We start from the raw sequence: 20,721 nt of genomic DNA on the forward strand, positions 1-20,721 counted from the left end.
GTCTTGCCCCCTTCACTCTCATAGCACGTAAAGTCAACAAGATAAACAACGGAATTTTTTCGAAAATAAAAAAGCCAAGTCCTCACAGACTTGACTTTGAAACCACTCGTTTATTATTGAACAGGATTTTCCTTGGCCCGAATCGCGGCTTCATAAGTTGACATCAACAAAGTCGCAATTGTCATGGGTCCAACGCCACCAGGAACCGGTGTTAGCCATGCTGCCCGGTCAGCAACAGCTGGATCAACATCTCCACAAGCCTTGCCATTCACAACGTTCATGCCAACATCAACGACCACGGCTCCTTCCTTAATCTGATTGGCACGAATAAAGGCGGGTATTCCAACCCCAATAACCACTATATCCGCCTCTGCCAACAAACGGTTCAACACTTCTGCAGGCGTATAACGATGAGCAATCGTCACCGTTGCGTCAGCATTCAAGAGGAGCGCAGCCATTGGCCGACCAAACAATTGTGACCGACCAATCACAACGGCCGTTTTCCCGCTTACTGAAAGATGGTAGTGATCAAGTAGGGTCATGACACCCTTGGGTGTAGCCGCAACTGGATAATCACCCGCCTCGTTTGCAAAGAGACGACCTTGATTGGTTACACCGAGCCCATCGACATCCTTTTCTGGTGCAACCGTGGCAAAAATGGTCGCATCATCCACTTGTTCTGGTAATGGTGCTTGAATTAAAATCCCGGTTACTTGTGGATTTTCATTTAATTCGTGCACAATGTTTTGCACTTCTTCGGTAGTGGCGTGGGCAGGAACCGCAATGTCTTGTGTTGCGATGCCAACCTTTGCAGCGGCGCGTTGCTTCATACCGACGTAGAGCCTCGAGCCATCGTCTGCTGGGTCATAAACCACTGCCAAAGTCGCCTTCACGCCATCTTCTTGAACTTTTTTCGCTAGATTTTCTCGCAATTTTTGCGCAACTAAGCGTCCATCTAATGTTTGGGCCATCTTTTTCTCCTTTGCCTCGCCGAAAAAAGCGAACTGTTGTAAAATAACCTTAATTATTATTTTAGCAAAAGCAATCCTCTAAAAGGAGTTAAAATGGCCGATCAACGAATCTCATGGGACCAGTACTTCATTGCACAGTCCGCCATCCTTTCTACTCGTTCAACCTGTACGAGGCGCCACGTTGGTGCCATCTTAGTCAAAGACCACCGCATTATTGCCTCTGGTTATAACGGGGCGGTTTCTGGCACACCGCATTGTACAGAAGTTGGTGATTACATCGTCGATGGTCACTGTATTCGCGCCGTCCATGCTGAACAAAACGCCCTCATGCAGGCTGCTTCAATGGGGATTCCGGTGGAAGGATCAACACTTTATGTGACAGACGCTCCCTGCGTTTTTTGCACCAAATTGCTCCTACAAGCCGGAATTAAAAAGATTAATTTCATGCGGGATTACCGAAACGATGACTTCGCCCAAAAACTGCTAGAAGAAAAGCAGGTCCCGTTAATTCAGGTACCCTTCGAACAGGAAACAGCCAATCAAATCAACTTATCGCAGTTCATTCAGTAAGCACGGTAGCACAGCCAAATGGTCAGTCAACAAGGCTGACCTTTTTTCATACTCTCACCTGTAAAATAACTGACAGACATTGTTTTTTTGCTATACTAGATAACAGAATTTATAAGAAATCGGGGAACCAAGATGAGCAAAAACGAAGAGCAATACCTTAACCTAGCCAAGAAGATTTTGGAAGAAGGTCATGAAAAAGGGGATCGAACAGGTACTGGTACTTATTCGATTTTTGGAACACAAATGCGTTTTAACCTTTCCGAAGGCTTTCCAATTTTGACAACCAAAAAAGTCTTTTTCAAGCTCATTAAATCCGAACTCCTCTGGTTTCTTCGCGGTGACAACAACATCCGTTTTCTTCTGCAACACAACAACCACATTTGGGATGAATGGGCCTTCCAACAATGGGTAGAGTCAGCTGAATACGATGGTCCTGATATGACGAATTTCGGTTTACGCGCCGAAAAAGACCCCGAATTCAAGGCAGAATATTTGAAACAAAAAGATTATTTTGTTCAACAAATTTTAGAAGACGATGCCTTTATGGAAAAGTTTGGCTACATTGGCGAAGTATACGGCAAGCTATGGCGTTCATGGGCATCTGTACTACCAGGTGGTCAGGAAACCGATCAAATTAGTCGTCTGATTGAACAGATTAAAACAAATCCCAATTCACGTCGGTTGATTTTGACCGCTTGGAATCCAGAAACCACGCCTGAAGCACCACTCCCTTCCTGCCACGTTCTATCACAATTCTACGTAGCAGACGGAAAATTATCTGCTCAACTTTACCAGCGCTCGGGCGACTTTTTCCTTGGTGTTCCTTTCAACATTGCTTCTTACTCCCTTCTCATTCACATGATTGCCGCACAAACTGGTTTGGAAGTTGGTGACTTTGTGCATACCATTGGGGATACCCACATTTACAAAAACCACGTTGATCAGGTAGAAGAACAGCTCAGCCGACCAATGCACCCATTACCTAAAATTTGGCTAAATCCCGATGTGCATTCTATCTTTGATTACACGATGGATGACATTAAATTGGTGGACTACGAATCGGAACCCGCCATTAAGGCACCGGTAGCCGTTTAAGCAGTCTTCTTCGAGTCAATCACCAACATCGATTTGGATAAGTTTGCAATTCCAATTGATTCGTTTTATATTCAGATTAGATTTTTAGCATGATACGTATTTAAGGGAGATTCGTATGTCAAAAGAAAAAAGAGACCAAGAAAATGCACAACCGACCTACGCCTTATACAAAAAACCTTGGTTTATTGTGATTTGTCTCGTGGCTGTGTTCAGCATGATTGGCTATATCGCAATTTTAGCCTAAGAAAATAACCAAACAAAACTCAAAAAAGACTACCCCAATGGGTAGTCTTTTTTTAATGGCAAAACCAATCACTCAGTCTCTTCCAACCAATTCATGTGGGCTGTATAATCCGGGAAACTTCGCTTAAATTCTTCCTTCATCGCACCATGACGACGAGTTTTCATTGATTCATTCATTCGGCTATTCTTAATTTCACGTTCGTTGACGAGACTCGAATCATGGGCACGAATCTCCATTTTTGTGGGCTTTTCTTCTTGCATATACAAAGTCCTTTCAAGCGTATCTTGCAATAATTTTGTAACTTAGGCAATAATATAACACATATATGGATTATTTGTGTTATATTATTAGCAATTACAGTACGATTGGAGCACTATGGTTAGTTATTTAGTCTATCAGCCTTGGACTATGCCCCAAGAAGAGAAAATTAATCCCTATTGCAAAAACCCTCAGGGAATCCTCTTCGATATTGCACACAATGGCCGATTAAATTTACATAAAGATGACTTTATCATCTTTATCACGAAGCGAACGAAAAAAGAACCACACAGCTGGTTCTGTCACTTAATTTTCAAAGTCAAAGAAGTCCTACCGTGGGTTTTTGTCGATTATTCGGATGGCAAAAAAGCACGACGATATCGATTTAATCGGCTTGACGCTGCTGATAAAGAGGAACGAGGCTGTTTGACCACTGCCATTTCAACCATTGACAATCAAACATTCCAGCCACAGCAACTATCGACAAATGGACATTACATCCCCCTAGAAGTAACTGGAACATTGAAGCTTTTTCCAGCAATCAAAGAATGGTTGGCTAACCGTTTAGAACAGCATCACTCTTTCAAAATAACGGATCACCAACACGTGGAACAGTTAGTCCACATGATTCAAATGCGTGCTAAAAACTACGGACGTGTTCGTTACCATCAAGAATTAATGACAGCCGAGTCCTTGTTAAACGATTAAGAGGTGCAACTTGAACAAAGAAGAATTTGAAAAGCGTTTCCAAGAAATCATCGTCCACTGCAAAACGCAGCAAACGAGCCGTTCCCACGTTCAGGATTTCAAAGATGACCTTAGTCGCCTCGAGGGGCGCGTTGGCGAAGCCATGGCAACGACCGCCTTTTTAGAAAACTATCTTGAGCACCTTTTGCACGACTTGTTTGAAGAATTCGTAGTAAAAGAAAAGCAGAATGTTGCTCACGAAAAAGTCGTAGAACGGGACTAACCGATTGTCCTATCAACACAAAAGTCCCGAAAGTCATACTGGCTTTCGGGACTTTTTTCAATATTATGATTCAGCTTTTAAATCATTTTGACTCAACCATTTATGGTTGGTTGCCATCATGCTCCGTCTATCGTAATCTTATAAAAGAGAAAGTAGAAGAGAGTGTAATATGACCAAACAAAAAAAGACAACCACCCTATTTTTTGCCATCTTATTGATTCTTGCTGGTGCAATTTGTACATACAATAAGAATCAACAAGAAAAAGAAAGCAGTTTAAACAGACTAACCAGCAAAACGACTTTTTACATTGGGCAGCAAAAAAGGCAACCAGCCATGGTCGAAGGTGAATTCCCGATTGATGATTATCATCCAGACGGTGGGCAATTCTGGAAAACCATGTTAACAATTAATGGCAAAAAACAAGCCGTTGTAGCCTACTACGAACGAATGGGCATCTTTACCATTTACACCACCGAACCAACGGAAAAGAGCCAAGGATTTATCTATTCCGGCTTGGATTACAAAGATTACTTAGGAAAAAAAGACTTGGATGACTTGAAAAGTAAGTCCACCCCCGATTCACAATAACAATAAAAAAGTACCCATTGTTAATTCAACGGGTACTTTTTACTTATTGACGTAAGGAAAGGCGCTTTCCTTGAGCCTGGGCTTCCGCCTCCGTCATGGTCACAATGTTGGCACGATTCGTCTTCGGTGGAAGATTCGTCAAGTCATACCAATAGACATTCGATTTTCCACCGCCTGTTACATAAACTGTGCGCGTGGAAGCAGTGTTGTTGGTGTTTTGGTTAACCTGTGCGGCCTGTTGTGCTGCTTGACTAGCAGCTGCTTGCTGTGCCTCATCCTGCTTCTTTTCCTCAGCCTGTTGTTGCTCAACGCGTTTCTTTTCTTCTACTTGCTGCTTTTCAGCAGCAGCCTTTTCGGCTTTTTGAACGCTAGCTTTTTTCACAGTGTTCGTTGCGCGACCCGTTGCATAATCGATATCGGCATTGGGCGAAACATTATCTAGCACAACATGAGTCAGACCATTTTGGTCAATCATTTCTTTATCAGAGTCGAACTTAATTTGTAGGACTTTACCATCTGAATCAAGCCCAACGTAAGTTAATTCAACCTGACGGGGAATCAGTTCATCCCCTTGGTAAATTGGTTTGACCATATAATCTAGCCAGTAGTGGGGATGGTTGGACAGCCAAGAATCGAGACGCTTTTCGTAATAAAGCATTGAATCCTTATTCTTGGAATTCGTTCCCTTGTAGTCACCAGCATTCATCCAGGCAGTTTCAGGAACCAGATTTTTAGCTTCATCATTCAGGCCAGAGAACTGGTAACCAATCAAATGCCCGCGGTTCATCAGCCATGCTTGCTTGGATCCATTTCCATAGTAGAACTTAAAGTTATGCCAACCCGCAGGATTATACTTCAAACGGGCCGCACGCTTCTTTTTAGGTTCATCACTATTTTGTAACTGAATGTGCGAATAAGTGGCCCGCTTATGGGTATCCAAGTCACCCATAGCAAGCTGCTTCTTTCCTGTAAAGGCCAATATACCTTCAGGTTCTTGAACAACCTGTCGGTCAACATCCTTAGCGCTTTTTTCTTTTTTCTGAGAAGAGGACGATTGACTGCTTTTATTAGTCGAACTCTTCTTAGAGGTTTGTTTTGTGTTCGCAGAATCCGTTTCATCCGGAGCGATAATCGAAGCTGTTACGAAAGATAGCACTGCCAATGCCAAAAGCCATTTGGCCCTTTTTTGCATCTTTAATCCACTCTTTCGATTTTTTCGCCATTCAATAAGCCACCAAATAAAAAGAATCAAGAAGGCCCAAATTAGTGTGTCTTCAACCATTTTCCTATACCTTTTCTCTCAACATGTATACAATTATTACCTTAAATATTCTACATGATTTAAAAGAAAAGATACACAAAGTTGTAAAATGTACTTTAAAGCTCAACCAAAGAAAAGCCACAGACCAACAACCAAATAAATACAAGGAACCACAATTTTTTCTTGGCGATGAATCAGTCTGATCACCACTTGGTGCCGACCAATTATTTTTCCAATTAACCACCAAATTGGAATCAAAAAAGCAAACGTCACAACAAATAACAGCTGGTTGGCTAGGTTAATCGTAAGCAAAATAGGAATATAAATCCCAAGGTTTTCACCCCCACCGGCAATCGTTAAAGCCGTCACTTGAAATACAGTTATCTGCGTTTTGTCTCTTGCTACCTTCTGGGGTATTTCAATGGCTTTTTTAAGGCCAATCAGAATGGGGACTAATCCAAGATAATGAAACGATAATTGTCCGATACTGCCAAAACAAAAGGCCAATAAAAAACTCAAAATCATAATGATCGCCATGCCCACATACTGGCCAATTAAGATATTCAGCTGCTCTTTTTTACGATTAGTCTGTGCAAATAAAAAAGTCAGAATAAAAAGATCGTCAACGTTGCTACTGACAAAGGCAATCATACTAATCAGAATAACCATGCTTTCCTCTTTCAGAAAGGTAATGTGCTTCTCAACTGTGAAAACGACTTTATCACTTTTTCAAACAAAAAAGCCGATACACTGCGTGTTTGCAATGTATCGGCAGAAATAGCCCCAGAGGGAGTCGAACCCTCGATTCCGCGCTGAGAACGCGACGTCTTGACCACTTGACCATGGGGCCATAAATTTAGCACTTAATCAGTTTACTAGATTTCAGCAGAGCGGTCAAGATTTATGGTCCTTTATTTTTAGTGATTGCTCCTTAAGAAAGTCTAAGAATCCCAATGGCCAAAGAACGTAATAACTGTTTTCTGTATAATAGAAAGGTAAGTGATCATGTATAGAAAGACACATGGTCAAATGAACAAGAAGGAGTAATTTATGATTACCTTATCTCACCTTAATAAAACATTTGGTGACAAACAGGCAGTCTCCGATTTGTCCGTCACAATCAAACCAGGCGAAGTCCTTGGATTGATTGGGCAAAACGGTGCAGGAAAGACCACGACTTTCCGAATGATTTTAGACTTTATCGCTGCGGATTCAGGAACGGTCACTTGGGATGGCCAACCCATTTCGGATAGTCGACGACGCCAAATCGGCTTTCTTCCTGAAGAGCGTGGCTTGTATCAAAAGGAATCTATCGAGGAACAGGTTCTCTACTTAGCCGAGCTACACGGCATGCCAAAAGAAGAAGCCAAACGTGAACTCGCCGTCTGGATGGACAAATTGCAAGTGGTCGGCAAAGCTGGCGACCTGGTTCAAACCCTTTCCAAGGGAAATGCCCAAAAAGTGCAGATGATTTTAGCGTTGATTTTCAAACCCAAGTTTATCATTTTGGACGAACCATTCTCCGGATTAGACCCTGTCAACGCCTCCCTCTTCATGGATACCATCAAGGAGCTCAAGAAACAGGGCGCGATGATTATCTTTTCTTCCCACAACATGGACAACGTAACAGAAATTTCAGACCATCTCGTTATGTTGAAGGAAGGCCGGACGGTTTTGCAAGGAAACGTTCAAGAAATTCGTGAATCCTTCGGCCGGACCCGGCTCTATGTTGAAGCACCGCAATTCACAGCAACTGACTTTGCGGCAATGGCCGGTGTGGCCCGGGTGGAAAAAGCCGGAGCTGGTTACCGACTTTACCTAAAAAACGAGGAAGCCGGTCGGGCCATCTTCACGACCGTCACGAAGGATGGTTACATCCCCGCCTTTTCACAGCAACCACCAACACTGGCCGAAATTTTCAAAACGGAGGTGATGGCCCATGAATAAACAGATTTCACTCGTTGCCAAACATACCTATCTAACGCGACTAAAGAAAAAGTCTTTCTGGTGGCTACTCGTTGCCCCCATTGCCCCCGTTTTGGTTGGAGCGATTGTTGGCTTTGCAGTCTCTGCCTTCTCGTCAGATAAAAGCGCGGAAGTCGCCGTCATTGCACCAGCTCAAATGCGCCAGGCCATTAAGGGTGACCAAAAAGATTTGAATCTTAAGGTTAACAGTCAAACGGATGAAATAAAGGCCAAGCAGTCGCTTTCAAAAGAAGACATCGATGCCGTTTTGATTATTAAAGATGATCAAGGCACCTTGCTCACTCAACCCAAATCAAACGAAGTCGATACCAGTAAGCTGAAGACCTTCCTTAGCCAAATGGCCCTTTCCGAAAAGGCAGCCAAGTACCAGCTAACCGCTAGCCAAGTGGCCGATCTTCAAAGCCCCTTCAAGCTTACGTCAAAGGTTCAAGACAAGAACCAGAGTAAGGACTCCGAAGCGGCTGACACAGTCAAACAGATGTTAACCATGGCCGTGGGTATTTTGGTTTTCATCATTGTCTCAATCTACGCCTCAATCATCGGGAACGAAATTGCCAATGAAAAGTCTTCACGCATCATGGAAACTCTGCTCGCTGCTTCATCAGCCAAGGCACAGTACTACGGGAAAATAATTGGGGTTGCAGGCCTACTGCTAACCCAAATTGCCATTTATGCCGTGGCGGGAACCGCAACCGTTCTCTTTTCAGCCAATGCCAGTTGGGCGAAATCAATTGCCCCATACCTGTCGGCACTAACCCCAGGCTTTCTCTTTTTCACCATTGCTTTTATCGTCATTGCGACGGCAGCGTACTTGGTCATTGCGGCCATCGCTGCTTCTCTGGTGAATGACCAAAGCCAAATCTCACAGGCAATGACACCGGTCACAATGTTAGCCTTGATTCCTTATATCGTGGCCCTTTCCAGCTCATCATCAACTGGAAATAATACCTTTGTCCAAATCCTGTCTTACACCCCCCTCATGGGCCAGTCCATTATGCCGAGTCAGTTAGCTAACCACTATGCTACTTGGTGGCAAGCTAGCCTATCACTTGGTTTAACGTTTATCGCCCTCATTCTCTTGTTACACTTTGGTTTGGCACTATACAAAAAGAACGTGCTGTCATACTCAGATGACAATATCAGTAAGCAACTACTGCGCGCCATTCTGCCCAAAAAATTCAAGAAAAAGTAATGCTTCGACTTTTAGAGCAAAAGAAAAAGACCAATCCTAATGGATTGGTCTTTTATCATGCAATCATTGATTACTTAAACCAAGCGTTAACCTGGCTCTTGTGTGCCTTGATCCAGTCATCGGCAGCCTGCTTAGGCGACTTACCGTTTTGAATCTCAAGCATAACGGACTGCATATCGTCTTGACTCCAGTGGAAGTTCTTCATTACTTTGTAGACATCTGGGTTCGTTGACTTCAAGTTCTTACGAACAACGGTCTTAATGGATTCTTCTCCACCCATTGTCTTCTTAGGATCTTCCAAGAACTTCAAATGGTACTTGTTAAACATCCAGTGAGGTGTCCAGCCAGTAACCACGATTGGCTGCTTATCTTTGTAGGCCTTATCGAGGGCAGCTGTCATGGCTCCGGATGATGAAGCCGTTAACTTCCAACCAGAAAGGTTTGGATAGCTGTCAATCGTCTTCTGAGCGGCTGTCATGACACCGGCTCCAGCTTCAATTCCGACGATTTGCTTATCAGCTTGATTCGTCAAATCAGAAATTGAATTAACGTCCATGTAGTCTGGCACCACTAGTCCCAGACGAACACCAGAAAGGTTCGTTCCAAGCACGTCAACCTGGTTCTTGTACTTTTGCAGCATTGCCTTGTGTGTGGTTGGCAACCAAGCAGATACCGTACCATCAATTTGCTTGTTAGCAATTGATTGCCAGTTAACCGCATTGTCCAAAGGCGTCGTTGTCACATCGTAACCGTGCTGACGCATGGCTTCAGCCAGGACGTTCGTGGAAGCAACTTCGGAATCCCATTCCACGTAGCCAAGGTTGACCTTCTTGCCAGCCTGTTGCGCAGCGGTAAATGAACCGGCAATTCCAGAAATAGCAAAAATGGCAACCATTACCCAGGCAGCAATCTTACGCCACTTTGGCAGTTTTGGTGTCGTGACTGGGTTCGTGTTCATCTTTTGAACAAAACGGTCAATGATAATCGCCAAGATAACCAAGGCAATTCCGTTAACGAAACCAGCCCCAACGTCAGCGTGTTGAACGGCTGACAGAACACCACGTCCAAGGCCCGGTGCCCCAATCATGGAAGCCGTTACCACCATAGACAAAGCCAACATAATTGTTTGCTTTGAACCAGCAATAATTGATGGCTTAGCAGATGGCAATTCCAATTTGAATAACTTTTGCCAAGTCGTTGATCCGAATGAATCAGCGGCTTCAATCAATGATTCAGGTACCTGCTTCAAACCAAGGTAAGTGAAGTTCACAACTGGTGGCAAGGCAAAAATCACGGAGGCAAACGTTCCTGGGACCATTCCGATACCAAAGAAGGCAACGGCAGGAATCAAGTACACAAAGGCTGGCATTGTCTGCATAAAGTCAAGAATTGGCTTAATAACAGCGTAGGCCTTCTGCGACTTTGACGTCCAAATTCCCAAAGGAATTCCAATCACCAACGAAACGATGGACGAAGTCAAAACCAAGGTAATCGTTTGCATCAAATCCGACCACAATCCCTGGTTAGCAATTAAGGCTAAGCCAAGGACAATCAATGTTGGTAGACCGTACTTCTTTGGTGTCGTTAACCAAGCAATCAAGGCTAAGGCGACAATAAAAATTGGCTGAGGAATCGCGGACAAAAAGTTTGTCATGGTATCCATGAATCCCTGTCCAGCCGTTTGGATGGCATCGAAGAAACCTGACCAGTTCTTCGTCATCCAGTTCACACCATCGGAGACCCATTGGGCCAACGGCAACTTATCAATGGATAATAGATTAGTCATTGTCTTGTCCGTCTCCTTCCGTTTGTGCTAATGCTTCGATAACCGCACCACGAATGATGATTCCGCGTAGCTTGTGGTCATCATCAACAACCGCTACAGGAGTGTGGGCGTCGTAAATAATCGTCATAATATCGGCAACCAGAGTATCCGGCTTAACCGTTGGCATGTCAGACATGACGTCGCGTAGGCTTAGCTTCTCTCGACGAGCTTTAACGGCGGCGTCAGACGTAATATAGCCCGCAAACTTACGCTGTCCATCAACGGCTACCAAACCAGAAACTTCCTCTTCCTGCATGCGGTGCAAAGCCACGTTTGGTCCATCAGAATCAATGTTGACAGTCAATCCTGGGAACATGATTGATTCAGCATTCAAAACCTTTGAACGGTCGACATCTTCAACGAAACTTTCAACGTAATCGTTAGCAGGATTCGTCAAAATCTCTTCACCGGTTCCGATTTGTTGCAACTGACCATCCTTCATGATGGCGATACGATCGCCTAAACGAAGCGCTTCGTTCAAATCGTGGGTAATGAAGATAATCGTCTTCTTCACGTTTTGCTGCAAGTCCAATAGTTCATCCTGCATTTCATGACGAACCAACGGATCCAATGCTGAGAAGGCCTCATCCATTAGCAGAATGTCTGGATCGTTCGTCAAAGCACGGGACAGTCCGACACGCTGTTGCATCCCACCAGAAAGTTGTGAGGGATACTGATCCTTGAACGACAGCAACTTTGAATTGGCGAGCGCCTTTTCGGCACGCTCGCGACGTTCAGCAGCTGGTACACCTTGAATTTCCAAACCATATTCCGTGTTTTCAAGAATGGTCCGGTGTGGGAACAAAGCGAAATTTTGGAAGACCATGGACATTTTCTTGCGACGAATGTCCAAGAGTTGCTTCTTGTTATAGTGGGTAATGTCTTTCCCGTCTAAGATGATTTGACCAGACGTTGGTTCAATCAAACGGTTTAACAAACGAATCAACGTAGACTTTCCAGAACCAGACAGTCCCATAATGACGAAGATTTCCCCTTCGTTCACATCCATGTTGATATCGTATACACCGACCGTTGCACCCGTCTTTTCGAATATCTCATTCTTAGACTTATTTTCCTTAACCATCTTCAAAGCAGCTTTTTGCTTCTTACCGAAGATTTTGGTTAAGTGCTTAATCTGCACTTTTGGCATAAATCCTCCTATAGTTGACTATCTTATTAATTTAAAATAAACTAACAAGTGACCACCTGTATTTGATGACAGATGGGCAATAGTGACCACCTACTATCATACCTGGATTGTCACTTTTGTCAAATGAAGATTAACATTCAAAACACTTTGTTAAAGGATTTCACAAATGCCTAAAATCAAAGAACCCCGCTACCACAAGATTGCACAGGACATCGCCGAAGCAATCGTGACAAAAAAATTCGAAGTTGGCCAAAAGCTTCACGCACGATCAACCTTGGCTGCTACTTTCGGTGTTTCGGCTGAAACTGCGCGAAAAGCCATTTCTGTTCTGGCCGATTTAGACATCGTTCGACCAGTTCACGGCTCTGGTGTTGAAGTACTTTCAAGAGAAAAGGCCCGTGACTTTCTCGCCCAGGCAAAAGAGTCGCGTAATTTACAAGAAACCCACAGCCAAATTAAAGCATTGATTGCCAAACAGAAAGAAGATCTTACCAATCTCGATGAATCTTTCTCTCTTCTTTTAGATCAAACGCAACGTGTTCGACAGCAAAATCCTATGTCGCCCTTTGAGTATGTTCCGAGTAATCAATCTGAAAAACTGAATCAGTCCATCGGATCATTGAACATTTGGCAAAACACTGGCGCAACCATTATTGCCATTCTGCACAACGATGATTTAATCCTGTCACCCGGTCCATACGCCAATATCCTACCTGGGGATACCATTTATTTCGTGGGTTCTGATAAATCTGTCGAAGCTATGCAGCAATTCTTCGATGGAAAACAGAATAATATCAAGTAAAAAAAAGACCCCAACGGGTCTTTTTTTACTGATTTTCAATTGACTGACCAGCTAGTTCCAATGGAATGGCTTTATCATCGTCAGAAGTTCCAGGAAGGTATTCTCCCTTAAAATCAACAGCAATATGAGCAAGTACCTTGGTGTCAGAAGCCGCAGGCTTTTTTGTCAAAACAGGCGCTTCCATCAATGACAAACCGGCTTTCGATTGGTTCCAATAGGTCGTTGTTTGAGCAACCTGTACCTTGGCTTTCACCTTAGCATCCTTAATTGCCAAAGTCGAAGCCCCTTTTAACACTGAACCGGCCTCATAGTCGTGAGCAACCGTCCCATCAAGCACTTGATTAACCATATCGACGGTTTTTTGAAAGCGCTCCGTCTTGTCAGTATAGTCCGCAGCGCCATTAATCACCGTTAAGAAGAGGTGCCCTTTTTTATCTTTCACAATGCCTGTATAAGCCGCACCCGATTCGGGTGTTGAACCCGTTTTCAACCCCAAGAGTTGCAATTCATTGGGATTGTCTAGACCGGCTACCATTGAAGCAAAGGAGGCCCCAAAGTCAGAGGCTTCAGTCACCTTAGTGGTTTTATTCTTGGTGTACACCAGGTTAGGTGATTCCGTTATTTGCAAGAGCGAAGGATCCATTTGCACAATTTTACGAGCAATTTGTGCAACCTGAATGGCAGAAGCATGGTTGTAGGCAGAATCGGAAGACGAAGACACGTCGTTTTCAAACGCTTCCCCATTCTTTTGTCCGGCACCGTTGTACCAAGCTGAACCAGTTAAGTTCAATTCTTTGGCCCATTTTTCAAGCGTTTCCTGATCTTTACTGGAGTCGCCTGACAAATAGGTGACAAGGGCAAAGGCAGCATCGTTCGCCGACTTTTCAAACATGGCTGTGTAAAGGTCCTTAACCGGCACCTTGTCACCAGTCTTGATGTTTAGATGCGAATAAAGTGATGTGTTCTGGCTCGACAAATCGGCATTAGCTGGAATCGTCACCTGACTTTCCCAGGTAATCTTCTTTTGTTCAATCGCCTTCAAGACACCATAAGCAACAAGCATCTTGGATTGTGAAGCAATGGCTACTTGCTTATTGGCGTTTTTTTCGCCAATAATTTGACCAGTATTTAAATCAACAACCAGAGCAGACTTGGCATCGACCGATAAAGAAATTGGTGCTGTTTTCTTTGTTGTCGTTTGAACAACAGTTTTATGGACATGTGGCCAAAAAAGCGTCGTTAACAAACCAACAATTGCTAACAACAAAACGAACAAAACCAGCCATTTTGATTGTATGCGGTGAAGACCTTTTTTCTCTCGTGGTACCTTCACTGTTTTCTTCTTACCCATCTACTACTCTTCTTTTTCTTGTTTTTTCGGCAAAGTGATGATGAAAGAGGTGAGCTCCTCTGACGATTCTGCCCGGACGCTACCATGGTGTTTATCGATCACCCCTTTGACAATTGACAGACCAAGCCCAGTCCCACCCGTACCAGTATTGCGAGAAGACTCGACTCGATAAAAGCGATTGAATAATTGCGTCAATGCCTCTTGCGGGATAGCAGGTCCATCGTTAACAACACGAATCTCCACTTGATTATTTGCCTTTTCTTGCCCAGTTAACTTAATAAAAGAAGCATCCTGACCGTACTTTAAGGCGTTTTCAACTAAATTAATTAATACCCGAGCTAGTTTTTCTGAATCGCCAGCCATGACGATAAAATCCGGTGCCAATTGTGTGGTTAACCGAATGCCTCTTTTTTCCGCTTCAACCGCATAATTTGCCAGCACCTGCTCGAATAAATCGCCGAGTGAAAAGTCCGTTACGTTCAGCGTGATCTGCGAGGACTGCAACTTAGCAAATTCAAAAAGATCCTCCACCAGCATTTTCATCTGATTCGCTTTATGATAAGCCGTTTCCAAATATTTTTGCTGGTCTCCTTCTCTCATGACTGTGGTTGGCGTCACAACCAATCCTAAATAGCCAATAATGGCCGTTAAAGGCGTTCTTAAATCATGCGAGATGTTTGTCATCATCTCTTCCTTTGAAGCCGCCATTTGACGTTGCTCTAACCGCTCATGGTTATAACGCTCAATGACAAAGTCAAAAAGTTCGTTTAATTGCTTTTCGGGCGAACCATGCAATTTCTCAGGACAGTCCAACTGCAACTTCGTGGTCACTTTGCTCTTTAGACTCTCTGATAGCAACATCATTCGACTTTTCTGTCGTGTCTGTCCAATTATGGAAATGAAAGCGATGAAGCTAAAGAAAAGAACAAAAAGGCAAAAAGAAGGCCAACTAGTCCAATTTGACCAGCTAGGCCTTTCTTTTAATAAATCAAAGAAGATCAGCCAAGCTGCTGCAAATATAAAAGCAAAGGCTAATGTAATTTTCACAAAAGCTTGGCATATAATTGTCACTTTTTTGGCCATGTTAATTCACTTCGATTTTATAACCAACTCCCCAGACAGTTTGAATGACCTGGTCGCCGCCAGTTGCTTCTTCAAGCTTATCGCGGAGATGGGAAACGTGGACCATAACGGTTTTAGCCGAAACAACGGACTCTTGCTGCCAAACACGTTCAAAAATATCGTCAGCAGAAAAGACGCGGTTCGGGTGTGAAGCCAGCAGGTATAAAATACCGAATTCCAGCGCCGTTAAATTGACAAGTTCCCCAGATGCCGTCTTAACATCGTGTGAATCTTTATTGATCACAAGCGAAGCAACGGATAAGACATCCGGCTTTTGCTCTTGAACGGCGTTTTGCGAACGTCGAATCAATGAGCGAATCCGAGCCATCACTTCTAGTGGATTGAAGGGCTTCGTCACGTAATCATCAGCACCGGAGATCAATCCCTGAATTTTATCCATGTCAGAGGACTTGGCCGATAACATCAAGATGGGCATGTGGGTGTCTTTTCGGACTTCTTTTAAGACATCGAAACCAGTCATGTTTGGCATCATGATGTCTAAGACCATTAAGGCGATGTCAGGATTCGTATTGAACTTAGACAACGCTTCTTTCCCATCCTTGGCAATCAGCGGTTCGTAACCTTCATTTTTCAAATAAATTTCAAGCAGTTCTGCGATTTCTTGATCATCATCAACAACTAAAATTTTCATATTAGCCCCGCTTTTCTTCATTCTGCTTCAATCGTTCTTGTTGCGCAAGCTTGGAAATGGCTAAGATACCACCATGCTTGAGACCAGCATAACGACGATTAACGAAGTACAGTGCCCAAGCAATAAAGAAGACCAAACCATTCCCCCATACAGGTAAAACAGGGTTCAAGAAGGAAGGTACGACATATAGGAAGAGGGTGAAACCACCGATCCAAAGGATGGACACGATAATCATCAGTAACCAGGTCGGCAACTTCTTTTTTTGATTATCTTCTTGAGGATTAGGAATTAACCGCTGCATGGCAAAGGTGTAAACCGCCCCTCCCCAAATGGATAGAAGCAAAGTGGACACAATGCCAATTCCTTCAGAACCCGCTTTTGATCCCGAAAAGCCCATCGTAACGGTAAAGAATCCAGTCAAGAACATAATCAAGACCAGTGCCGTATCAGTTGCCAGGAAGGCAAAAGAATAGTCATGAAATCCCTTCGCCAACCGAATGGGATTCAAGAATTTCTCCAAAGCTTCTGAGGGCGTACCAAAAAGCTGAGCAGCCGTGTGCCCCAGTTTTTGCCCCTCTGAAAGTTTCTCCTCAACCTCACCTAGGATTTCTTCTTTTTCCGTTTCATTCAACTTGTCCGTTTCAGCCAAGCCCTTATTTAACCGGAAAAGAAAGTCCTGGTTCTTCTTTGTTAATTTATGTTGGACTTCTGTCATCGTCTCACCTTTTCTTGCTCATTAAACGTTAAAGAGGAATTCCATGATGTCACCATCTTGAACCACGTATTCTTTCCCTTCAGAACGTAGTCGACCGGCTTCCTTGACGGCTTTTTCAGAACCATACTTATCCAAATCATCAAAGGAGAAGGTTTCGGCACGAATAAATCCGCGTTCAAAGTCCGAGTGGATGACACCGGCAGCCTGAGGGGCCTTTGCACCAGCCTTAAAAGTCCAAGCACGGGTCTCTTTTTCACCAGCAGTGAAGAAAGTTCGCAAATCCAACAAATGATAAGCAGAGCGAATCAGCTTGTCCAAGCCAGGTTCAGAAACACCTGCTAATTCAAGGTAATCAGCTTTTTCATCATCGTCAAGCTGGGCAATTTCTTCTTCAGCGTTCGCAGACAAGGCAATCACTTCAGAATTTTCACTATCCGCAAATTCCTTAATCTGCTTGTAATATGGTGAATTTTCGGGATCTGCCATATCGTCTTCAGCGATGTTGGCCACATAGAGTGTTGGCTTTGACGTCAAGAGGAAGAAGCCCTTCACAATGGCCTGCTCTTCTTCGTTAAAGTCAATGGAACGAACGGCCTTGCCCTCTTCTAGGACAGGCTTAATCTTTTCCAAAACAGCGGCCTCTGCTTTGGCCGTCTTATCAGAGCCCTTGGCAGCACGAGCGACTTTGGCGTAGCGCTTTTCAACTGCTTCCAAATCCGCCAATACTAATTCGGTGTTGATGGTGGCAATGTCATCCAATGGGTCAACCTTGCCGTTAACATGAATAATTTCATCGTCATCAAAGGCACGAACAACGTGAACAATGGCGTTCACCTGACGAATGTTTTCCAAGAACTTATTACCGAGTCCTTCCCCTTTGGAAGCACCCTTAACGATACCAGCAATATCAGTAAATTCAAAAGTCGTTGGCACAACTTTTTGAGCAGGAATCAATTCCTGAATTCGCGCCAAACGGTTATCTGGCACTTCAACAATCCCTACGTTAGGCTCAATTGTCGCAAAGGGGTAGTTCGCCATTTCGGCTCCGGCCTTTGTAATTGCATTAAAAAGTGTTGATTTACCAACATTGGGTAAACCAACAATACCAGCTGTTAAAGCCATGTTATCAGTCCTTTCCTTTGACTAATCTTCTTTTCTTTCGTCCGCTTTTTCAAGCACCTTTTTCAGACGCTTATCAAAGTTAAAACGAGTGAGCATAATCGTCCGTTCACACGCCGAACAAGTCAGCTTGATATCGGCACCCATGCGGTTAATAATCCAGGCGTTCGTGCCACAGGCATGTGGTTTTTTCATCTGAACTAAATCGCCAAGACCATATTCTTTCTTTTCAACCATTAGTCCACCTCGATGGCTAAGATTTCTAGGATTCGTTCCAAATCGCGATTTGAAACATAGTTGATCTCGATTTTACCGGAACCCTTCTTACCGGCATTCACCCGAACTTTAGTCCCAAACTTGTCTTCCAAACGGAGTGCCAAATCTTCGGCAAAGGGTGAGGGTTCCTTTTCAATCTTCTTAGCTTTTTCACCAGCATTCGCTTTCTTCACCAATGCTTCAACCTGACGGACATTCAAGCCTTCCTTCAAAATGGTTGAGAGCACAGAATTTAGTTGCGATTCTTTCTCCAATCCCAACAAGGCACGCGCTTGTCCCATTGACAGTTGGCCTTGCTGGACAAGTTCTTGAACCTTATCTGGCAGCTTCAAAAGACGCAGGGCATTAGCAATGGTTGTCCGTTCTTTCCCAACTCTGTCCGCCAACTTTGACTGGGTCAAACTCAACTGAGCCATCAAATTTGCATAGGCACGCGCTTCTTCAATCGGGTCCAAATTGTCGCGTTGCAGGTTTTCAATCAATGCCAGCGTCGCCATGGTTTCATCATTCGTTTCACGAACAATGGCCGTAATCGTCTTTTCCTTCAACACTTTTGTTGCACGAAAGCGACGTTCTCCGGCAATAATTTGATACTTACTACCAGACTTTCGAACAATAATCGGGGTAAGTAATCCGTTTTCTTTAATGGATTGAGCAAGTTCCTTAATGGAATCCTCATCAAAGTGATGACGGGGCTGAAAAGGGTTCGCTTCGATTTTTGCCAGCGGCAAGTCAATCACTTTCTCACCATCATCAGCCGTTCTTGTAATTGTTTTGGAATGTTCTAGGGCTTGCTTCGAAATCCCGTTCGACCCAAAGAGAGAGTCCATGTTTTTCCCTAGACCACTTTTTTGTTTAGCCATACTGTGCCATGACCTCCTTTGCAAATTCTGTATAAAGTCGAGCACCAGGTGATTTAGGATCAAAGTCAATGATGGCTTGTCCGTACGATGGTGCCTCCGACAATCGGACAGATCGAGGAATAACTGTCTGATAAACCCGATCTTCAAAATATGTCCTTACTTGTTCGGACACCTGCTTACCCAGATTCGTGCGACCATCATACATTGTGAGTAAAATGCCGGCCATCTCCAAATCGGGGTTCAAACCCTGGCGAACCAGTTCAATTGTATTAATCAACTGTCCCAGCCCTTCCAGCGCGTAAAATTCAGTCTGAACTGGAATCAGAACAGCATCTGCTGCCGTAAAGGAATTGATAGTAAGTAGTCCAAGCGAAGGCGGGTTATCGATAATCACATAATCATAATCAGCTTGTACTTTCGCTAGTGCTTTGGACAAACGATACTCACGCTCAGGTAAATCAACTAATTGAACTTCTGCTTCCGACAACTGAATGGTCGTTGGCAAAATGTCCAAGCCAGGAGTAGAAGAAGGCAAAATCACTTCATTAACTGGCGTGTCTTGGATTAAAACATCGTAGATGTCTGACTCCAAAGTCGATTTATCCACTCCAACACCAGATGAAGCATTCCCCTGTGGATCAGCGTCCACTAAAAGAACTCGCTTTCCAGCCTTTGCTAAGGCAGCTGAAAGGTTAATGCTGGTCGTCGTCTTCCCGACGCCTCCCTTTTGATTGGCCAACGCAATGATTTTTGCCACAGTTCGGCTCCTTTACATATCTTACTACAGGGGCTTTTTAGTCGGCGTCCCTGCTTGTCTTGGATACTTCTTCGGTGTTTTCGCCACCTTTTTAACAACTTGAATAACCCTCGGATCGCCGTTTGGTAATTCAAAAGTCTTTTCAGACAATAACTCACCACCAAGGGTCGCCAAAGCCTTCTTACCAGCATTCATCTCTTCTTGACCAGCAGAGCCCTTCATAACGAGAAACTCGCCGCCAACTTTAACGAACGGCAATGTGTATTCGGCTAAAACCTGTGTCCGTGCAACCGCACGGGCCGTTGCAAAGTCAAACGATTCGCGCAGCTTAGAATCGTGTCCCAAATCTTCGGCACGACCATGTAAGACTTGCACATCATTCAGTCGAAGCTTTTTAACAGTGTTCTTCAAGAAATTCACTCGCTTATTTAAAGAATCAACCATGGTAATCTTCAAGTTTGGCAAAGCGATTTTTAGCGGTAACGCAGGAAAACCAGCACCAGAACCAACATCAATCAAGCTGGCTGAACCTTCCAAAAGTTCTGGAACATTCAAGACCAAAGTCAGTGAATCAAAGAAGTGCTTTAAATAAACCTCATCTTGTTCAGTAATCGCTGTCAAGTTGAAAGATTCGTTAACGGTCACTAATTCATCAAAATATGTCGCAAACTGTGCCATTTGGTCGTCACTCAAGTGAACGCCGGCCATTGCTAATTGATTTTTAAAGCTTTCTGGATTCAAAATTGTCCCCCAAAACACGGCACTTTATGCCTAGTCTACTAATAACAAGAATACCTAAAAACACCATGATAATCAAGGTTCAACCATCTTTTCGATACAAAAAAGGCAACTCATTTCTGAGTTGCCTTTGACGATGCCCTCGGTGGGAGTCGAACCCACACGGTGTTGCCACCACTGGATTTTGAGTCCAGCGCGTCTGCCAATTCCGCCAC

Annotated in this window: 24 protein-coding genes and 2 tRNA genes (1 of these 26 cut by a window edge); 9 read left to right on the forward strand and 17 right to left on the reverse strand. The window is 43.9% G+C overall.

Annotation, left to right across the window (positions count from 1 at the left end; genetic code table 11):
• Window positions 1-113: 113 nt before the first annotated feature.
• Window positions 114-971, reverse strand: coding sequence for a bifunctional 5,10-methylenetetrahydrofolate dehydrogenase/5,10-methenyltetrahydrofolate cyclohydrolase (locus tag ACSYSL_RS03790; RefSeq protein ID WP_491708398.1), 858 nt, complete (start codon window positions 969-971; stop codon window positions 114-116).
• A gap of 93 nt (window positions 972-1,064) precedes the next feature.
• Here ACSYSL_RS03790 and ACSYSL_RS03795 point away from each other — a divergent pair, with 93 nt between their 5' ends.
• The 3 genes from ACSYSL_RS03795 to ACSYSL_RS03805 all read left to right on the forward strand — a co-directional run bounded on the left by ACSYSL_RS03795 (window position 1,065) and on the right by ACSYSL_RS03805 (window position 2,880).
• Window positions 1,065-1,541 carry a deoxycytidylate deaminase gene (locus ACSYSL_RS03795; protein ID WP_010690732.1) on the forward strand — a complete coding sequence of 159 codons (477 nt, stop codon included), beginning with the start codon at window positions 1,065-1,067 and terminating at the stop codon, window positions 1,539-1,541.
• Between the two features lie 132 nt (window positions 1,542-1,673).
• On the forward strand, window positions 1,674-2,636 hold the full coding sequence (locus ACSYSL_RS03800) for a thymidylate synthase (protein ID WP_010690731.1): 963 nt from the start codon (window positions 1,674-1,676) through the stop codon (window positions 2,634-2,636).
• Window positions 2,637-2,751: 115 nt separating this feature from the next.
• On the forward strand, window positions 2,752-2,880 hold the full coding sequence (locus ACSYSL_RS03805) for a hypothetical protein (protein ID WP_491708399.1): 129 nt from the start codon (window positions 2,752-2,754) through the stop codon (window positions 2,878-2,880).
• A gap of 68 nt (window positions 2,881-2,948) precedes the next feature.
• Here the strand turns inward: ACSYSL_RS03805 and ACSYSL_RS03810 are convergent, their stop codons facing one another.
• On the reverse strand, window positions 2,949-3,140 hold the full coding sequence (locus ACSYSL_RS03810; protein WP_010690729.1) for a hypothetical protein: 192 nt from the start codon (window positions 3,138-3,140) through the stop codon (window positions 2,949-2,951).
• A 115-nt stretch (window positions 3,141-3,255) separates the two neighbouring features.
• Here ACSYSL_RS03810 and ACSYSL_RS03815 point away from each other — a divergent pair, with 115 nt between their 5' ends.
• The 3 genes from ACSYSL_RS03815 (at window position 3,256) to ACSYSL_RS03825 (ending at window position 4,697) form a co-directional block, all read left to right on the forward strand.
• Complete coding sequence (locus ACSYSL_RS03815; protein ID WP_491708400.1) at window positions 3,256-3,846, forward strand: hypothetical protein; 591 nt, start codon at window positions 3,256-3,258, stop codon at window positions 3,844-3,846.
• Between the two features lie 10 nt (window positions 3,847-3,856).
• Entirely contained in the window at window positions 3,857-4,108 is a 252-nt protein-coding gene (locus ACSYSL_RS03820) for a hypothetical protein (RefSeq protein WP_010690726.1), read from the forward strand.
• A gap of 169 nt (window positions 4,109-4,277) precedes the next feature.
• Complete coding sequence (locus ACSYSL_RS03825) at window positions 4,278-4,697, forward strand: hypothetical protein (RefSeq protein WP_491708401.1); 420 nt, start codon at window positions 4,278-4,280, stop codon at window positions 4,695-4,697.
• Between the two features lie 43 nt (window positions 4,698-4,740).
• Here ACSYSL_RS03825 and ACSYSL_RS03830 read toward each other — a convergent pair whose 3' ends face one another.
• The 3 genes from ACSYSL_RS03830 to ACSYSL_RS03840 all read right to left on the reverse strand — a co-directional run bounded on the left by ACSYSL_RS03830 (window position 4,741) and on the right by ACSYSL_RS03840 (window position 6,808).
• Window positions 4,741-5,979 (reverse strand): DNA/RNA non-specific endonuclease, encoded by a 1,239-nt coding sequence (locus tag ACSYSL_RS03830; RefSeq protein ID WP_491708402.1) that lies wholly within the window; start codon window positions 5,977-5,979, stop codon window positions 4,741-4,743.
• 102 nt (window positions 5,980-6,081) lie between these two features.
• Window positions 6,082-6,627: a cadmium resistance transporter gene (locus ACSYSL_RS03835; protein WP_491708403.1), complete on the reverse strand. Its 546-nt coding sequence runs from the start codon at window positions 6,625-6,627 to the stop codon at window positions 6,082-6,084.
• 109 nt (window positions 6,628-6,736) lie between these two features.
• Window positions 6,737-6,808 (reverse strand) — tRNA-Glu (locus ACSYSL_RS03840).
• Between the two features lie 200 nt (window positions 6,809-7,008).
• Here ACSYSL_RS03840 and ACSYSL_RS03845 point away from each other — a divergent pair.
• Together ACSYSL_RS03845 and ACSYSL_RS03850 are read left to right on the forward strand one after the other, a co-directional pair.
• Window positions 7,009-7,905 carry an ABC transporter ATP-binding protein gene (locus ACSYSL_RS03845; RefSeq protein ID WP_491708404.1) on the forward strand — a complete coding sequence of 299 codons (897 nt, stop codon included), beginning with the start codon at window positions 7,009-7,011 and terminating at the stop codon, window positions 7,903-7,905.
• Window positions 7,898-9,136: an ABC transporter permease gene (locus tag ACSYSL_RS03850; RefSeq protein WP_491708405.1), complete on the forward strand. Its 1,239-nt coding sequence runs from the start codon at window positions 7,898-7,900 to the stop codon at window positions 9,134-9,136. The genes ACSYSL_RS03845 and ACSYSL_RS03850 overlap by 8 nt, the downstream gene beginning before the upstream one ends.
• 70 nt (window positions 9,137-9,206) lie before the next feature.
• Here ACSYSL_RS03850 and ACSYSL_RS03855 read toward each other — a convergent pair whose 3' ends face one another.
• Together ACSYSL_RS03855 and ACSYSL_RS03860 are read right to left on the reverse strand one after the other, a co-directional pair.
• Window positions 9,207-10,922: an ABC transporter permease/substrate binding protein gene (locus ACSYSL_RS03855; protein ID WP_491708406.1), complete on the reverse strand. Its 1,716-nt coding sequence runs from the start codon at window positions 10,920-10,922 to the stop codon at window positions 9,207-9,209.
• Window positions 10,915-12,111: a quaternary amine ABC transporter ATP-binding protein gene (locus tag ACSYSL_RS03860; protein ID WP_010690719.1), complete on the reverse strand. Its 1,197-nt coding sequence runs from the start codon at window positions 12,109-12,111 to the stop codon at window positions 10,915-10,917. Before ACSYSL_RS03860 ends, ACSYSL_RS03855 begins: the two co-directional genes overlap by 8 nt.
• 166 nt (window positions 12,112-12,277) lie before the next feature.
• Between ACSYSL_RS03860 and ACSYSL_RS03865 the strand changes: the two genes are divergently transcribed.
• On the forward strand, window positions 12,278-12,913 hold the full coding sequence (locus ACSYSL_RS03865; protein ID WP_491708407.1) for a GntR family transcriptional regulator: 636 nt from the start codon (window positions 12,278-12,280) through the stop codon (window positions 12,911-12,913).
• 25 nt (window positions 12,914-12,938) lie between these two features.
• Here the strand turns inward: ACSYSL_RS03865 and ACSYSL_RS03870 are convergent, their stop codons facing one another.
• From ACSYSL_RS03870 to ACSYSL_RS03915, 10 genes are all read right to left on the reverse strand, one after another.
• Window positions 12,939-14,264 carry a D-alanyl-D-alanine carboxypeptidase family protein gene (locus ACSYSL_RS03870; protein WP_491708408.1) on the reverse strand — a complete coding sequence of 442 codons (1,326 nt, stop codon included), beginning with the start codon at window positions 14,262-14,264 and terminating at the stop codon, window positions 12,939-12,941.
• Between the two features lie 3 nt (window positions 14,265-14,267).
• A complete protein-coding gene (locus tag ACSYSL_RS03875; protein ID WP_491708409.1) occupies window positions 14,268-15,128 on the reverse strand; it encodes a sensor histidine kinase in 861 nt (286 codons plus the stop codon).
• Between the two features lie 220 nt (window positions 15,129-15,348).
• Window positions 15,349-16,038 (reverse strand): response regulator transcription factor, encoded by a 690-nt coding sequence (locus ACSYSL_RS03880; RefSeq protein ID WP_010690715.1) that lies wholly within the window; start codon window positions 16,036-16,038, stop codon window positions 15,349-15,351.
• Between the two features lies 1 nt (window position 16,039).
• Complete coding sequence (locus tag ACSYSL_RS03885) at window positions 16,040-16,753, reverse strand: DUF1129 domain-containing protein (protein WP_338342695.1); 714 nt, start codon at window positions 16,751-16,753, stop codon at window positions 16,040-16,042.
• Between the two features lie 21 nt (window positions 16,754-16,774).
• A complete protein-coding gene (gene ychF, locus ACSYSL_RS03890) occupies window positions 16,775-17,875 on the reverse strand; it encodes a redox-regulated ATPase YchF (protein WP_491708410.1) in 1,101 nt (366 codons plus the stop codon).
• Between the two features lie 21 nt (window positions 17,876-17,896).
• Window positions 17,897-18,109, reverse strand: coding sequence for a DUF951 domain-containing protein (locus tag ACSYSL_RS03895; RefSeq protein WP_010690712.1), 213 nt, complete (start codon window positions 18,107-18,109; stop codon window positions 17,897-17,899).
• Complete coding sequence (locus ACSYSL_RS03900; protein WP_010690711.1) at window positions 18,109-19,011, reverse strand: ParB/RepB/Spo0J family partition protein; 903 nt, start codon at window positions 19,009-19,011, stop codon at window positions 18,109-18,111. The genes ACSYSL_RS03895 and ACSYSL_RS03900 overlap by 1 nt, the downstream gene beginning before the upstream one ends.
• Complete coding sequence (locus tag ACSYSL_RS03905; RefSeq protein ID WP_010690710.1) at window positions 19,004-19,768, reverse strand: ParA family protein; 765 nt, start codon at window positions 19,766-19,768, stop codon at window positions 19,004-19,006. Before ACSYSL_RS03905 ends, ACSYSL_RS03900 begins: the two co-directional genes overlap by 8 nt.
• A gap of 24 nt (window positions 19,769-19,792) precedes the next feature.
• Window positions 19,793-20,509, reverse strand: coding sequence for a 16S rRNA (guanine(527)-N(7))-methyltransferase RsmG (rsmG, locus tag ACSYSL_RS03910; protein WP_491708411.1), 717 nt, complete (start codon window positions 20,507-20,509; stop codon window positions 19,793-19,795).
• Between the two features lie 134 nt (window positions 20,510-20,643).
• Window positions 20,644-20,721, reverse strand: a tRNA-Leu gene (locus tag ACSYSL_RS03915); it runs 6 nt beyond the window's last position.

This window comes from Fructobacillus sp. ESL1129, assembly GCF_058507945.1.